Raw genomic sequence first — 14,992 nt, 5'->3', positions numbered from 1 at the left:
ATTAACCGCAGAATCAATTTGTAACGGATAAGGCGGATACTCCGCCCGGTGCTTTTTTTTGGGCGTGTTGCCCGCGTTAGCTTTTGCAGGGGGTTACCTTGTACCTGGCTCAAGAAATCATACGAAAAAAACGTGACGGCGAATCACTGAATGAAGAAGAGATTCGCTTTTTTATCAATGGAGTACGGGATAATTCCGTGTCGGAAGGGCAAATCGCCGCGCTGGCGATGACCATTTTTTTCCACGATATGGATTTGCCTGAACGGGTGGCGCTGACGCTGGCGATGCGGGACTCGGGCCATGTCCTGGATTGGAAAAATTGTTCCCTGGACGGACCGGTGATGGATAAACATTCCACCGGCGGCGTGGGCGATGTCACCTCCCTGATGCTGGGACCGATGATCGCGGCCTGCGGCGGCTACGTGCCTATGGTGTCGGGGCGTGGTTTGGGACATACCGGCGGGACGCTGGACAAATTGGAAGCCGTTCCGGGTCTGAATATCTTCCCGGACGACGACAAATTCCGCGCGCAAATTAAAACGGTGGGAGTGGCGATTATCGGCCAGACCAACTCGCTGGCGCCGGCGGACAAGCGATTCTATGCCACACGCGATATTACCGCGACGGTGGATTCCATTCCGCTGATTACCGCGTCGATACTGGCGAAAAAGCTGGCGGAGGGACTGGATGTTCTGGTGATGGACGTCAAGGTCGGTTCCGGCGCCCTGATGCCGGATTATGCCCGGTCGGTGGCATTGGCCGAGGCCATTGTCGGGGTAGCCAACGGCGCGGGGTGCAGGACCACGGCGCTGCTCACCGACATGAACCAGGTGCTGGCCTCCAGCGCCGGCAACGCGCTGGAAGTGCGTGAGGCGGTGCGCTTTCTTACCGGCGATGGGCGCAACCCCCGCCTGTATGAAGTGACCATGGCCTTGTGCAGCGAGATGCTGGTTTCCGCCGGCCTGGCTGTCAGCGATGAAGTGGCCCGGGCGCGGCTCCAGCGGGTGCTGGACAACGGCGAAGCGGCGGAGCGTTTCGGCCGCATGGTGGCCGCCCAGGGAGGGCCCGCCGATTTTATCAGCCGCTATGACAGATATCTGCCGGCGGCCACCCTGAGCAAACCGGTGCCGGCGCCACGGGGCGGCTATATCTGCGCCATGGATACCCGGCAACTGGGGATGGCGGTAGTGGCTCTGGGGGGCGGACGCCGCCGGGCCGGCGATACCATTGATTACAGCGTCGGCCTGACGGATATGGTGCGGCTGGGGGACGTCGTGGAGGCAGGTCAACCGCTGGCGGTTATCCATGCAGCCAGCGAAGCCGGCTGGATTCAGGCCGCCCAGGCGGTACAGGCGGCGATCGCCATTGCCCCCGAGCCCCCGGCGGCGTTACCGGTGGTTTACCGCCGGATAGTCAACCAGGAATAAGATTTCGGGCGTCTTCCGTGAGACCGGGACGTTCCGTCAACGAATTTATCAGGCGCGGCGCTAGTTGCCGCCGCGTCGCAGCAGGAGTGAACATGAAGCGTATCTTTATCATGGTACTGGACTCGTTCGGTATCGGCGCCGCCGGCGATGCGGCAAAATTCGGCGATCAAGGGTCGGATACCCTGGGACATATCGCGCAACGGTGCCAGCGAAACGAAGCCAATCAGGGGCGCAGCGGCCCGCTGGCGCTGCCTAATTTGTCGCGGCTGGGCCTGGGCAAGGCCGCCGAGGAATCCACCGGCCGTTTCCCGCCGGGATTAGATGAGCACGCCGAGATTATCGGCGCTTATGCCTACGCCAGCGAAATTTCCTCCGGCAAGGATACGCCGTCCGGACATTGGGAAATCGCCGGCGTGCCGGTGCTGTTCGACTGGGGATATTTCCCCAGCCCGGAAAACAGTTTTCCGGCGGAACTGCTGGATAAATTGGTGCGGGAAGCGGAGTTGCCCGGCTATCTGGGCAACTGCCACTCCTCAGGCACGGTGATTCTCGACGCGCTGGGCGCCGAGCATATGCGCACCGGTAAACCGATTTTTTACACTTCGGCGGATTCGGTATTCCAGATAGCCTGCCATGAGGAAACCTTCGGGCTTACACGCCTTTACGCGCTGTGTGATATTGCCCGTAGACTGCTCACGGACGGCGGCTATAATATCGGCCGGGTGATTGCCCGTCCCTTCGTGGGCGACGGGCCGGGCCATTTCGCCCGCACCGGTAACCGTCACGATTTGGCGGTGGCGCCGCCTTCGGCCACCGTATTGCAAAAACTGGTGGAAGAGAAGGGCGGCAACGTGGTATCCATTGGCAAAATCGCCGATATCTATGCCCAGGTGGGGATTACCAAAAAGATCAAGGCCACCGGGCTGGAAGCGCTTATTGACGCCGCCCTGGGCGAGATGGCCGCGGCGGGGGACAATACCATCGTCTTCACGAACCTGGTGGACTTCGATTCCTCCTATGGCCATCGCCGCGACGTGGCCGGCTACGCGGGGGCGCTGGAGCTGTTCGACCGGCGTCTGCCTGAACTGCTCGGCCGGGTGACCGGCGAGGACCTGCTGATCCTCACGGCCGATCATGGCTGCGACCCCACCTGGACCGGCACCGATCATACCCGTGAACATGTGCCGGTGCTTATCTTCGGTCATGGAATAACCCCTGGTTCTTACGGGCATCGTGGGACCTTTGCCGATATCGGCCAGACCGTGGCGCGCTACTTTGGCTTGTCGCCCATGGACTATGGCACGGCGATTTTGTGAAGCGGAAAAATTGAACCGGCCCGGCGGCCGGAAATACATGGTTTGCATACAATAAGGAAAATTTTATGGCGACGCCGCATATCAATGCTGAACGAGGTGATTTTGCCGACGTGGTTTTAATGCCCGGCGATCCCCTGCGGGCTCAGCATATCGCGAGCACTTTCCTCAATGGGGCCCGTGAGGTGAATAACGTCCGCGGCATGCTGGGTTATACCGGCAGTTATAAAGGACGCGAGATTTCGGTAATGGGGCATGGCATGGGAATCCCCTCCTGTTCCATATATACCAAGGAGCTCATTACCGAATACGATGTAAAACAAATCATCCGCGTAGGTTCCTGCGGCGCTTTGCGTGCGGATGTGCAGGTCAGGGATATCGTGATCGGCATGGGGGCCTGCACTGATTCAAACGTTAACCGCATGCGTTTCAAAGGCCATGACTTTGCCGCCATTGCCGATTATGACCTGCTGCGCCATGCGGTAGCCGCCGCCAACGCCGCCGGGCTGAAGGTGCGGGTGGGTAACCTGTTCTCGGCGGACCTGTTCTATACCCCCGATCCGCAGATGTTTGATGTGATGGAGAAATACGGCGTCCTGGGCGTTGAAATGGAAGCCGCGGGCATTTATGGCGTCGCCGCTGAATTCGGCGCACGGGCGCTGGCTATCTGTACCGTGTCCGATCATATCCGCAGCGGCGAGGCGCTAAACGCCGCGGAACGCCAAACCAGCTTTAACGAAATGATTGAAATCGCCCTGGAGTCGGTATTGCTGGGAGATGGGGTATAAGGCGGCTTCTATCATCCAGTTCCGTCTTATTGACTTCGAAGATGCTTGTCTGCCTCGTTCTCATCATCGGCTGGGGGTTCGGGCGGCGGGGAGCCGGCGGTGAGCAAATAAGGCGATTGCTGCCAGCGGCTGCGGCTGCCCGCAAGCAAAGTGTGCGCCAGGATAATGCCGATGGCCAGCGCCAGCAGCAGCATCAGGCGCAGGATATTGGTGGTGTTATCCACCTGCCTGGCCTCGGTTTGCAGCACATGGGTATCGAGGGTCAGCCGCACGAAACCGCTGGGACCGTCTTTGTCGGCAATGGTGCGCACCAGTTGATGGTTAAAGTAACTGCCGGCCCGGGGGCGTTCTATAGCCAGCCGGTCGCGCACCGGGACATTTTCACCCGAGCGGGCAATCAGACTGCCGTCCATGGCATAGACGCCGGCGTCCAGGATGCGGCCCCCGGCGGTGAGTTGATCCAATACCGCCTGGATTGGCGCGTTATTATCGCCGCCGTCGTCCATCAATGGCGCCAATTGACCGGCCAACTGGCGAATAAGCGTATCCGCCAGTTCGTCTACCTGCGTCGAACGGGCCATTTGATGGCTGAGGCTGAACCAGGATGCTCCCTGCATCAGCATCACCAGCAGGGTCACGCAAATCAGAACGATGGCGGTTCTGTGTAAACGAAACGAAAGTCCGGCACGGGCCATATAATTCCTTCATTTTTTTGGACGCTTTATGTTGCCAGAAGCGCAGGCGATAGGATAGCTTGATGCGCGTCTTTACATCATGCCGGTCCTTTATGCCTACAGGAGTTCTGAATGCCGAATAGTCTGACTTACTGCGATCTCCCCGCCAGGATCTCCCAGTGGCCCGGGCTGCCGCTGTCCCTCAGAGGGGACGAGGTGATGCCGCTGGATTATCAGGCGGGACTCACCGGCTGGCTGCTGTACGGCAGGACTCTTGATAAATCTTCCCTGGCCCTTTTTCAGCGCGCCCTCGGCTCGGCCCTGGTCATCGTTTCCGCCTGGCACGTGGAGGACTACCAGGTGGTCAGGCTGGCGGGAACGCTGAGCAAAGAGGCCGTTCGTCTGGCCCATGAGCAGGGGCTGGATGTGGCGCCTTTTGGCAAAACGCCCCATTTGCGCAAGCCCGGCCTGCTGATAATGGACATGGATTCTACCGCAATCCAGATTGAGTGTATTGATGAAATCGCCAAATTGGCCGGGGTGGGGGAACAGGTGGCCGCGGTTACCGAGCGCGCCATGCGCGGAGAGCTGGATTTCGCCGCCAGCCTGCGCCACCGGGTGGCGACCCTCAAGGGCGCGGACGCGGATATTTTACGCCAGGTGCTCGACGGCTTGCCGCTGATGCCCGGCCTTACCGGCCTGGTGCGCAAACTGCAAAGCCTGGGCTGGCATATTGCCATCGCCTCCGGCGGTTTCACCTATTTTGCCGATTACCTGCGAGACAAGTTGCGCCTGGTTTCGGCGGCGGCCAATGAGCTGGAGATTGTCGACGGCAAATTCACCGGCCTGGTAAAAGGGCCTATCGTCGATGCCGCCTACAAGGCCCGCGAGCTGGCCAGGCTGGCGCAAGAGCTGGATATACCCATCAGCCAGACGGTGGCCATCGGCGACGGTGCCAATGATTTATTAATGCTACAATCGGCAGGATTGGGCATAGCCTATCATGCCAAGCCCAAGGTCAACGAACAGAGTAAAGTCGTTATTCGCTATGGGGATTTGCTGGGAGTGCTGTGCATTCTGAGCGGTAATCTGAAAAGCGAGGAGCGTTAGAATTCCGAGGTAACTGTGGCTAAAGCGGTAAAACGTGCGTTTGTCTGTAACGAGTGCGGTGCCGATTACCCCCGCTGGCAGGGGCAATGCACCGCCTGCCAGGCGTGGAATACCATTACCGAAGTGCGGCTGGCGGCGACGCCGGCGGCGGTGCGCAACGATCGTTTCAGCGGTTTTGCCGGGGAATCCGGCGTCAGCCGGGTGCGCAAGCTGTCGGATATCAGTCCGGAAGAACAGCCACGGTTTTCCACCGGCTTCAAGGAGTTCGATCGGGTGCTGGGGGGCGGTGTGGTGCCGGGCAGCGCCATCCTTATCGGCGGCAGTCCCGGCGCCGGTAAAAGTACATTGCTGCTGCAAACCCTGTGCAAGCTCTCCGAAAATATGAATACCCTGTACGTCACCGGCGAAGAGTCATTACAGCAGGTGGCCATGCGTGCCCACCGGCTCGGACTGCCCACCGGCGGGCTGAATATGCTGTCGGAAACCAGCATCGAGCAAATTTGCCTGGTAGCCGCCCAGGAAAAACCCCGCTTAATGGTGATCGACTCCATCCAGGTGATGCATATGGCGGATATTCAGTCCTCCCCCGGTAGCGTGGCGCAGGTGCGGGAAACCGCCGCTTACCTGACGCGGTTCGCGAAGACCCAGGGCGTGGCTATCCTGATGGTGGGGCATGTCACCAAAGACGGTTCCCTGGCCGGCCCCAAGGTCTTGGAGCACTGTATTGACTGCTCCATCATGCTGGATGGCGACGCCGATTCCCGCTTCCGCACTTTGCGCAGCCATAAAAACCGCTTCGGCGCGGTCAATGAGCTGGGGGTGTTCGCCATGACCGAGCAGGGATTGCGGGAAGTGAGCAATCCTTCGGCCATCTTCCTCAGCCGCGGCGAGGAGCTGACCTCCGGCAGCAGCGTGATGGTGGTGTGGGAAGGCACCCGCCCCCTGCTGGTGGAGATCCAGGCGCTGGTGGACAATTCCATGCTGGGCAACCCCCGCCGGGTGGCGGTGGGACTGGATCAAAACCGGCTGGCCATTCTGCTGGCGGTCCTGCATCGCCACGGCGGTTTGCAGATGGCGGATCAGGACGTCTTTGTGAATGTGGTGGGAGGCGTCAAGGTTTCCGAAACCAGCGCCGATCTGGCGCTGATGCTGGCCATGGTCTCCAGCCTGCGCGATCGGCCGCTGCCGCGGGATCTGGTGGTGTTCGGCGAAGTCGGCCTGGCGGGGGAAATCCGTCCGGTGCCCAGCGGCCAGGAGCGTATCGCCGAAGCGGCCAAACACGGTTTTCGCCGGGCCATAGTACCCTTTGCCAATGTACCGAAAAAAGCGCAGGACAATATGCAGATTTTTGGCGTTAAAAAATTGACGGATGCGCTGTCCATCCTGGATGAAATGGAATAATCAAGAGGGGCGTTTATGTCGTCATTCGACTACCTGAAGAGTGCGATTAAACAGCAGGGACGCACGTTACAGCAGGTCGCAGAGGGCTGCGACATGACCAAAGGCTATCTCAGCCAGCTGCTTAACGCCAAAATCAAAAGCCCCAGCGCGCAAAAGCTCGAAGCCATCCACCGTTTTCTCGGACTGGAGTTCCCGCGCCGGGTGAAGAAAGTCGGCGTGGTCTTCGGCAAGTTCTATCCGCTGCATACCGGGCATATTTATCTCATTCAACGGGCCTGCAGCCAGGTAGATGAACTGCACGTCATTCTCGGCTTCGACGAGCCGCGGGACAGGCAGCTGTTTGAAGACAGCGCCATGTCGCAGCAGCCTACCTTGAGCGATCGGCTGCGCTGGCTGCTGCAGACCTTTAAATACCAGAAAAATATCCATATCCATGCCTTTAATGAACAGGGCATGGAGCCTTATCCCCATGGCTGGGATGTCTGGAGCAACGGTATCCGGTCGTTTATGCGCGATAAAGGCATTGAACCGGGCTTTGTCTATTCCAGCGAAGCCCAGGATGTGGAGCGTTATCGCGAACACCTGGGGATTGAAACCATTCTGATTGATCCCAAGCGTTCCTTTATGTCCATCAGCGGTGAGCAGATACGGCAGGATCCTTTTCGCTACTGGGAATACATTCCCACCGAGGTCAAACCCTTTTTTGTCCGTACCGTGGCGCTCATCGGCGGGGAATCAAGCGGCAAGTCCACCATGGTGAACAAGCTCGCCAATATTTTCAACACCAGCAGCGCCTGGGAATACGGGCGCGAATATGTCTTCTCCCATTTGGGCGGGGATGAAATGGCACTGCAGTATTCCGACTATGACAAGATTGCGCTGGGGCAGGCGCAGTATATTGATTTTGCCGTTAAATATGCCAATAAAGTCACCTTTATCGACACGGATTTTGTCACCAGCCAGGCGTTTTGCAAACGCTACCATGGCCGCGAGCATCCTTTTGTACAGGCCATGATTGACGAGTACCGCTTCGATTTGGTGATTTTGCTGAAAAACAACACCCCCTGGGTGGCGGATGGTTTGCGCAGCCTGGGGAATCCGGCGGATCGGGACGCCTTCCAGCATCTGCTGGAAGAATTGCTCGATGCCAACCGTATCCCGTTTGTGCGTATTGATGTGGCCGATTACGACCAGCGCTTCCTGCAATGCATCGAACTGGTGCGGGATATGCTCGGGCAGCGCTGAAGCCGCTCCCCGGCGCAACCGGATTCAGGGCATAGATTGAAGTCGGCGCAATGGGCACGGGAAGCGTTGAAGCCGCTCCCCGGCCGGCCCGGCCTCAGGCCATCTTCTTGTATTTGATGCGGTGAGGTTGCAGTGCCTCGGCACCCAGGGTGCGTTTTTTGTATTCTTCGTATTCGGTAAAGTTGCCTTCGAAGAATTCGATCTTGCCCTCATCCTGATAATCGATGATATGGGTGGCGACCCTGTCGAGGAACCAGCGGTCATGGGAGATAACCAGGGCGCAGCCGGGGAATTCCAGCAGGGCGTTTTCCAGGGCGCGCAGGGTTTCCACATCCAGGTCGTTGGTGGGTTCATCCAGCAGCAGCATATTGCCGCCCACCTGCAGCAGCTTGGCCAGATGTACCCGGCCGCGTTCACCGCCGGACAGCTCGCCGATGCGTTTGCCCTGATCGATTCCTTTGAAATTGAACCGGCCGACGTACGCGCGGCTCGGCAACTCAAAATTGCCGATGCGCATAATGTCCTGGCCGCCCGACACTTCTTCCCAAACCGTCTTGCTGTTGTCCATGCTGTCGCGGAATTGATCCACCGAAGCCAGCACCACCGTATCCCCCAGGGTCACGGTACCGGCGTCCGGCTGCTCTTTGCCGGACAGTATGCGGAACAGGGTGGATTTACCCGCGCCGTTGGGGCCGATAATGCCGACAATGGCTCCCTTGGGCACCGAGAACGTCAAATCGTCAATCAACAGCCGATCGCCGTAGGATTTCCTGAGGTTTTGCACTTCCAGCACTTTATCCCCCAGGCGCGGGCCGGGTGGAATAAACAGTTCGCTGGTTTCGTTGCGTTTCTGGTACTCCACGCTGTTGAGCTCTTCAAAACGAGCCAGCCGCGCTTTGCCTTTGGACTGGCGGCCTTTGGCGTTGGAACGCACCCACTCCAGCTCTTTCTCGATGGATTTGCGACGCGCGGCTTCCGACGAGGCTTCCTGCGCCAGACGCTGGTCCTTCTGCTCCAGCCAGGAAGAGTAGTTGCCTTCCCAGGGAATGCCTTCGCCCCGGTCCAGCTCCAGAATCCAGCCGGCGACATTGTCCAGGAAATAACGGTCATGGGTAATCGCCACTACCGTGCCTTCATAGTCGTGCAGGAACCGTTCCAGCCAGGCCACCGACTCGGCATCAAGATGGTTGGTGGGTTCGTCCAGCAGCAGCATGTCCGGTTTTTCCAGCAGCAGCCGGCAGATGGCCACGCGGCGCCGCTCGCCGCCGGAAAGCGTGCCGATTTTTGCATCCCAGGGCGGCAGGCGAAGGGCGTCGGCGGCGCGCTCAAGCTGATTATCCAGATTATGGCCGTCATGGGCCTGGATAACGGCTTCCAGTTCTCCCTGCTCTTTCGCCAGCTTGTCGAAATCCGCATCCGGCTCCGCATAGGCGGCGTAAACCGCGTCCAGACGGGTCAGAGCATTTTTCACTTCTTTCACCGCCGCTTCGATTTCTTCCCGCACGGTCTTCTCCAGATCCAGCTGCGGTTCCTGCGACAGGTAACCTATATTGATGCCCGCCTGGGGCGGGGCTTCGCCTTCGATATCGGTGTCGATGCCCGCCATGATGCGCAACAGGGTGGATTTACCCGCGCCGTTCAAACCCAGCACGCCGATTTTGGCTCCCGGGAAGAAGCTTAGCGAAATATCTTTAAGAATATGGCGTTTCGGCGGTACGATTTTGCCGACGCGGTGCATGGTATAGACGTATTGAGCCACGTTGTTATAAGCCTCTTTCAACTCATAGGGTATATGCTCCTCTGCTTATGCGGAGCATGTTTGGGGCAGTTTAGCCGGTTTTAGGGCGCGATCCCAGCGATCCTCGCCCGTTAGCACGGTAAGTACGCCATACCCATTTTAAAAAGGTAAAAAACGTTGTGAAAACATACGGATACGTATAACGTGCCTATGACGGAATATAATTATGAATGAAATAATAAAAAAGGAAATGATGCTAACCATCATCGGCACAACGACAATATTTCGCTCATAGAGCAGGCTGACCCGATGCTCGCCGTCGGTAAGTTTTACCCCCACCAAACCGTTATCGAGCCGGCTGACGTCGGTTTTTTTATCGTCCACCAGCAGATAATAGCCGGCATACATGATGTAGGGTAACGTCACGGTTTGTTCTCCCCGCACGGTGATAATCATGTCTGGGTAGCCGTCGGTATAGCCGGTGGTGGTTATTGACGCGTTTTTATTGGCGAAATAGGCGAAGTCATTGTTATAGAGATGGGCAAAGTTATCCTCGCGAATATTGCTGTTATTGAGATAATCATCCCATAGCCCCATATGCTCAAGCCGGGTATGGCGCTCGGTCAGCGCTTGATTCATCGGGAAAAACATGGATGCGATGCATAATGCCGCCACTAAGAGGATGGCCAGCGGCCGGCGTTGCCATATGCCGGCCAGCATTCCCGAAGTGAAAAGGGCGACGATGGCCGTGGCGCAGGAGAGCAGACGCCAGGGGAACTGCATGATTTTCAGGAAGGAGAAACGATCCGGCAGTAGATACCAGGGTAGCAGGTGGGTTGCGGCCAGGATGAAAAACAGCGCAACCAGGATGACTTTTTTGGCCGGGGCAGAGCGGCCGTAGCATAGATAACCGATGGCGATGAGAAGCTGGATAACGCCCACCGAAAGGTACATGCCGTGATTGGATACGCCGAATTTTGACGGCAGGGAAAACAGATTTTCCATGATGACGCTGCTGAATCGGAATACATCTTCATAGCTAAGCAATTTAGCGTGAGTGGCGAAAATATCCGAATGCCGCATATGATATAGCAGCGGTATCCAATAAAATGCGCTCAGCGCCATGAAGCAGATCAGTGATTCCAAAAAAAATCTGATATTGATCCGGTTAATGAGCCTTTTGATATTGATTATAAAAAACAGTAAAAAGAAAATAGCGGTAACGATCAGGCTGGGCATATTGGACAAGGCAATTGCCAACGCGCTGAAGGGTATCAGCCAGATATCCCTGCGGTCCCCAGCAGCGAACTGCATCCTCTGAGGAACAGGGCATGAAGGCCATGGCCAACATTTCACCCAGCGCGAACCGGATGAAAATATTGGTTAAAAAATACCCTGACGTGATAAACAGGATCGTACATAGATACCCGGCCGCGGATGAGTTATGTTCTCTTTTCCCTGCATAAAAGGCACAAATAAACGCAATCACAAAAATAATAAACAGCACGATTTTCATCTGCAGGATATTATCGGTACTATTAAAGGTAATGATTCTCGCCAGCAAAAATAAAAATGAGGTCAGGGGCGGGTAAAAAAGCTGCCAGGAGTAGCCGAATTGCCCTGGCAGCCAGTAATTAAATAACGGGGGGAATTGTTGGGCGTCCAATTCCTCGTTCAACGAGATCAATCTTTGGAAATGCGCCAGCCAGTCGTGACCTCGCCAAATGCCATTTTGGAGCAGGGCGTAACAAAGTATAAAAAATATAATTAAATTGAGTATAATTAGAGCAAAGTTGTTTTTGTTTTTCATGGAACGCTACCCTGTGGCAGGACCGGTCATTACCAAACGGTGTTATACCCGTCATACTTCAAGTTGCAGGTGCATTGGCTTTCCTTTCTCACCCCAGTCACTTACCTCGGTAAGCTCCTGGGGTTCGCTGCGTCGCCGCCTTCCTGCAACTCGAACTATTTAGGGCATAGTCTAATTCTTTAGGCTTGTGTCTTCTTCTCTGCCTTTAGAGGGGCTTTTGAGGACGTATCGTGGCCTTCTTTTACTCTCGATATAGATTCTGCCTATATATTCCCCCAGCACGCCGATACCGATAAGCTGTATGCCGCCTAAAAACAGTATCGCCGTCATAAGCGACGGATAACCCGGCACCGGATTGCCGTTCACCAGCTTGTCGATAATCATCCATATGGCATAACATAAAGCCAGCGAGGCGACCCCCAGTCCGAGATAGGTCCAGATGCGCAGCGGCACGGTGGAGAAGCTGGTAATACCTTCAAGGGCCAGGTTCCATAGCTTCCAGCCGTTGAACTTGGACGCTCCGGCTACGCGGCCGGCGCGAACATACTCCACCACCGCTACGTTGCCGCCCACCCAGGAAAGTATGCCTTTCATAAACAGGTTGCGCTCCGGCAAACGCTTGATGTTGTCCACGACTTCCCGGGACATCAAGCGGAAATCCCCGACGTTTTCTTCAATTTTCGGGGTGCTTATTTTATTATGCAGTTTATAGAACCACTCGGCGGAGGTTCGCTTCAGGGCACCGTCGGAAGATCTGTCCTTGCGTTTCGCCAATACGATATCCGCACCGGCCTGCCATTTTTGAATCATCTCGGGAATGACGTCTATGGGGTCTTGCAAATCAACGTCAATAGGGATGACCGCATCGCCGGTAGCGAATTCAAGCCCGGCAAAAAGTGCGGGTTCTTTACCAAAATTGCGGGTGAAATTGACCAACACGACATTTTTATCGTTACCGGCCAGCTCGTCCGCTATCTCCCTGGTGTTGTCCGTGCTGCCGTCATTTATAAATACAATTTCCACTTCATATTGTTGTAATGGTTCAAACTCTCTTACTGCCTGATAAAAATCCGTATAGTCGCTGCCTCGTTTAACACGGGGACCACTAAAGAAATTCTCACGCTTCACTGACCTTGATAGAAAACGCTCGGAAACATGAATCCGCGCCGGCGGATTCAAACCAGAAAAACGGCAGGCAACCGCCGGTGAAAAAGCCCTCGGGTCCACCCCCTTATCCACCCATGGCTCGCAGGATTTAAAATATAGACATAAATCGGTATTTTTACTGAGATCCAGGCCGTGCAATGAAAATAATACCGGTGCGGTATTGAACCGGTGCTTCATCGCCTTTCTGCAACCCGGATTATTTAGGGTATAGTTGCGACTGCCGCTGGCGTAGTCCGGGCCGCTTAGCTAGCATGGTGGCTATATCGGTATCTTGTCATTGTCCGGCCGGTTTGGCCGGCGCCCGGCGTCAGGGCAAAAATGAAGGCTTTTTTTGAGGAAAGAGAGGAAATGGTCAAGGTGGACAGATGGCGATACTTTAGCGCGGTAGTATGCCTGGTGGCGGTATCCGGCTTAGCGCGGGCGGATTCAATCGACGCGCAGCGTCAGCGCTATCTTCAGATTAAACAGGCTTGGGACGGTAATCAGATGGATGTGGTGTCGCAGCTGATGCCGACCCTGCATGATTATCCCCTTTATCCCTATCTGCAATACCGGGCGCTGACGCAGGATTTATCCCAGGCGGACATGGGTGAGATCAAATCCTTTATCGATGCCAATCCCACCTTGCCGCCGGCCCGTTCCCTGGCCCCTCGTTTCGTTAATGAGCTGGCCCGTCGTCAGGACTGGCAAAGCCTGTTGGCGTTCAGTCCGCAGCCGCCCAGACCTATGGCCGCGCGGTGCAATTATTATTATGCCAAATGGGCCACCGGCGATTTCCAGACGGCCTGGGACGGCGCCAAAGCGCTGTGGCTCAACGGCCATTCGCTGCCGGACAGCTGCAACAAGCTGTTCGGCGTCTGGGATCAAGCCGGCCAGCGCGGCCCGTTGGCGACGCTTGAGCGTATGCGGCTGGCCATGCAAGAGGGCAACACCGGCCTGGTGAATTACCTGTCCAAGCAGCTGCCTATTGAATATCAGACCATGGGCGCGGCGCTGGCGGCGTTGCAGGATAATCCCGCCACTCTGGAAGGGTTCGCCCGCAGCGTGGGTCCCACCGATCTTACCCGTCAGGCCACCCTCATTACCTTTGCCCGTTTGGCCCGGGACGATGTGGAAAATGCCCGCTCCATGCTGTCTACTCTGGTCCGCCTGCAAAAAATGAGTTCCGAGGAGCAGTTGGAGATGGAGGAGGCCGTCGCCTGGCGGCTGATGGGCAGCGATGCCACGCCGGAACAGGCCAAATGGCGGGATGATGTCATACTGCGCGGTCATTCCACGGCATTGCTGGAACGCCGTATCCGCATGTCGCTGGGGCAGGGGGACCAGCAAGGCGTGTCGGCCTGGTTGGGTCGATTGCCGGATGACGCCGGCCAGAAGGATGAATGGCGTTATTGGCGGGCGTCGATATTGCTCGATAAGGGCCGCCGGAGCGAGGGTGAATCCATCCTGCGGGCCTTGATGCAGGAACGGGGCTTCTATCCCATGGTGGCGGCGCAGAAGCTCGGGGTGAATTATGTGATTAACGTTGCCCCGGCGGTTGCGCCGGATCCCGCGCTGCTGCAGCGGCCGGAAATTGCCCGGGTGCGGGAGCTGATGTATTGGAATATGGACAACCTGGCCAGGAACGAATGGGGCGGCCTGGTGGCCAGCCTGAGCCCGGCGCAGCAGGAGGGGCTGGCACGCTACGCCCTTTTGCAGCAGTGGCCGGACATGAGCGTACAGGCCACTATCGTGGGCAAACTCTGGGATCATCTTGAGGAGCGCTTCCCCCTGGCCTGGAGCAATGAATTCCGCCAGTCCACGGAGGACAAAGGCATCAGCCAGAGCTACGCTATGGCCATTGCTCGCCAGGAGAGCGCCTGGAACCCAAAAGCCCAGTCGCCGGTGGGCGCGGCCGGGCTGATGCAGCTGATGCCCGTCACCGCTAAGCATACCGCCCAGATGTTCAATATCGGCAGTTACACCAACCCAAGCCAGCTGCTGGATCCGCAAACCAATATCAATTTGGGCACTACCTATCTGGAGTATGTGTATCAAATGTTCGGCCGCAACCGTATTCTGTCTAGTGCCGCTTACAATGCCGGTCCGGGGCGGGTAACCACCTGGCTGGACAATAGCGCCGGGCGTATCGACGCCGTGGCGTTCGTTGAAAGCATCCCCTTTTCGGAAACCCGCGGTTATGTGAAAAATGTGTTGGCGTACGACGTTTTTTACCGTTATTTCCTGCGGCAGCCGGCTAAGGTGCTGACCGATGCCGAGTGGGAGCGGCGCTACTGAATCCTTTAAAAATAGGATAGACTGCTGTACTCGTTAATGGGT

At 56.9% G+C, this 14,992-nt stretch carries 11 protein-coding genes and 1 pseudogene; 7 read left to right on the top strand and 5 right to left on the bottom strand.

Annotation, left to right across the window (positions count from 1 at the left end):
* Nucleotides 1-98 precede the first annotated feature (98 nt).
* From deoA to deoD, 3 genes are all read left to right on the top strand, one after another.
* On the top strand, nucleotides 99-1,427 hold the full coding sequence (deoA, locus tag GTU79_RS23570; protein ID WP_203523933.1) for a thymidine phosphorylase: 1,329 nt from the start codon (nucleotides 99-101) through the stop codon (nucleotides 1,425-1,427).
* Nucleotides 1,428-1,519: 92 nt separating this feature from the next.
* Complete coding sequence (deoB, locus tag GTU79_RS23565; protein WP_132925844.1) at nucleotides 1,520-2,743, top strand: phosphopentomutase; 1,224 nt, start codon at nucleotides 1,520-1,522, stop codon at nucleotides 2,741-2,743.
* Nucleotides 2,744-2,808: 65 nt separating this feature from the next.
* Nucleotides 2,809-3,528, top strand: coding sequence for a purine-nucleoside phosphorylase (deoD, locus tag GTU79_RS23560; protein WP_203523932.1), 720 nt, complete (start codon nucleotides 2,809-2,811; stop codon nucleotides 3,526-3,528).
* A 26-nt stretch (nucleotides 3,529-3,554) separates the two neighbouring features.
* On the opposite strand, the gene GTU79_RS23555 is transcribed toward deoD, so the two are convergent.
* Nucleotides 3,555-4,223, bottom strand: a complete 669-nt coding sequence (locus GTU79_RS23555) for a YtjB family periplasmic protein (protein WP_203523931.1) — start codon at nucleotides 4,221-4,223, stop codon at nucleotides 3,555-3,557.
* 111 nt (nucleotides 4,224-4,334) lie between these two features.
* Here GTU79_RS23555 and serB point away from each other — a divergent pair, with 111 nt between their 5' ends.
* The 3 genes from serB to nadR are packed head-to-tail and all read left to right on the top strand — an operon-like array spanning nucleotide 4,335 to nucleotide 7,958.
* Complete coding sequence (serB, locus tag GTU79_RS23550; RefSeq protein ID WP_203523930.1) at nucleotides 4,335-5,312, top strand: phosphoserine phosphatase; 978 nt, start codon at nucleotides 4,335-4,337, stop codon at nucleotides 5,310-5,312.
* Nucleotides 5,313-5,327: 15 nt separating this feature from the next.
* Nucleotides 5,328-6,713, top strand: a complete 1,386-nt coding sequence (gene radA / locus GTU79_RS23545) for a DNA repair protein RadA (protein WP_203523929.1) — start codon at nucleotides 5,328-5,330, stop codon at nucleotides 6,711-6,713.
* A gap of 15 nt (nucleotides 6,714-6,728) precedes the next feature.
* Nucleotides 6,729-7,958, top strand: a complete 1,230-nt coding sequence (nadR, locus tag GTU79_RS23540; RefSeq protein WP_132925852.1) for a multifunctional transcriptional regulator/nicotinamide-nucleotide adenylyltransferase/ribosylnicotinamide kinase NadR — start codon at nucleotides 6,729-6,731, stop codon at nucleotides 7,956-7,958.
* A 94-nt stretch (nucleotides 7,959-8,052) separates the two neighbouring features.
* Here the strand turns inward: nadR and ettA are convergent, their stop codons facing one another.
* The 4 genes and pseudogenes from ettA to GTU79_RS23520 form a co-directional block, all read right to left on the bottom strand.
* Nucleotides 8,053-9,717: an energy-dependent translational throttle protein EttA gene (gene ettA / locus GTU79_RS23535; protein ID WP_214513420.1), complete on the bottom strand. Its 1,665-nt coding sequence runs from the start codon at nucleotides 9,715-9,717 to the stop codon at nucleotides 8,053-8,055.
* A gap of 138 nt (nucleotides 9,718-9,855) precedes the next feature.
* Nucleotides 9,856-10,701, bottom strand: a complete 846-nt coding sequence (locus GTU79_RS23530; RefSeq protein WP_214513419.1) for a YfhO family protein — start codon at nucleotides 10,699-10,701, stop codon at nucleotides 9,856-9,858.
* A gap of 163 nt (nucleotides 10,702-10,864) precedes the next feature.
* On the bottom strand, nucleotides 10,865-11,506 hold the full coding sequence (locus GTU79_RS23525) for a hypothetical protein (protein ID WP_214513418.1): 642 nt from the start codon (nucleotides 11,504-11,506) through the stop codon (nucleotides 10,865-10,867).
* 171 nt (nucleotides 11,507-11,677) lie between these two features.
* Nucleotides 11,678-12,627 (bottom strand): annotated as a pseudogene (locus tag GTU79_RS23520) (glycosyltransferase family 2 protein).
* Nucleotides 12,628-13,030: 403 nt separating this feature from the next.
* Here GTU79_RS23520 and sltY point away from each other — a divergent pair.
* Entirely contained in the window at nucleotides 13,031-14,950 is a 1,920-nt protein-coding gene (sltY, locus tag GTU79_RS23515) for a murein transglycosylase (RefSeq protein ID WP_203524055.1), read from the top strand.
* Nucleotides 14,951-14,992: the final 42 nt, after the last annotated feature.

The sequence above is a fragment of the Sodalis ligni genome (assembly GCF_016865525.2).
Taxonomy (GTDB): domain Bacteria; phylum Pseudomonadota; class Gammaproteobacteria; order Enterobacterales; family Enterobacteriaceae; genus Acerihabitans; species Acerihabitans ligni.
The sequence above is the reverse complement of the archived record's forward strand: the minus strand, read 5'-3'. Positions and strand labels throughout refer to the sequence as shown.

Bases quoted from the DNA above. Each gene is read 5' to 3' on its own strand.
- nadR (WP_132925852.1), top strand. From the start codon at position 6,729: ATGTCGTCATTCGACTACCTGAAGAGTGCGATTAAACAGCAGGGACGC.
- serB (WP_203523930.1), top strand. From the start codon at position 4,335: ATGCCGAATAGTCTGACTTACTGCGATCTCCCCGCCAGGATCTCCCAG.
- GTU79_RS23530 (WP_214513419.1), bottom strand. From the start codon at position 10,701: ATGGAAAATCTGTTTTCCCTGCCGTCAAAATTCGGCGTATCCAATCAC.
- deoD (WP_203523932.1), top strand. From the start codon at position 2,809: ATGGCGACGCCGCATATCAATGCTGAACGAGGTGATTTTGCCGACGTG.
- GTU79_RS23555 (WP_203523931.1), bottom strand. From the start codon at position 4,223: ATGGCCCGTGCCGGACTTTCGTTTCGTTTACACAGAACCGCCATCGTT.
- deoB (WP_132925844.1), top strand. From the start codon at position 1,520: ATGAAGCGTATCTTTATCATGGTACTGGACTCGTTCGGTATCGGCGCC.
- GTU79_RS23525 (WP_214513418.1), bottom strand. From the start codon at position 11,506: ATGAAAAACAAAAACAACTTTGCTCTAATTATACTCAATTTAATTATA.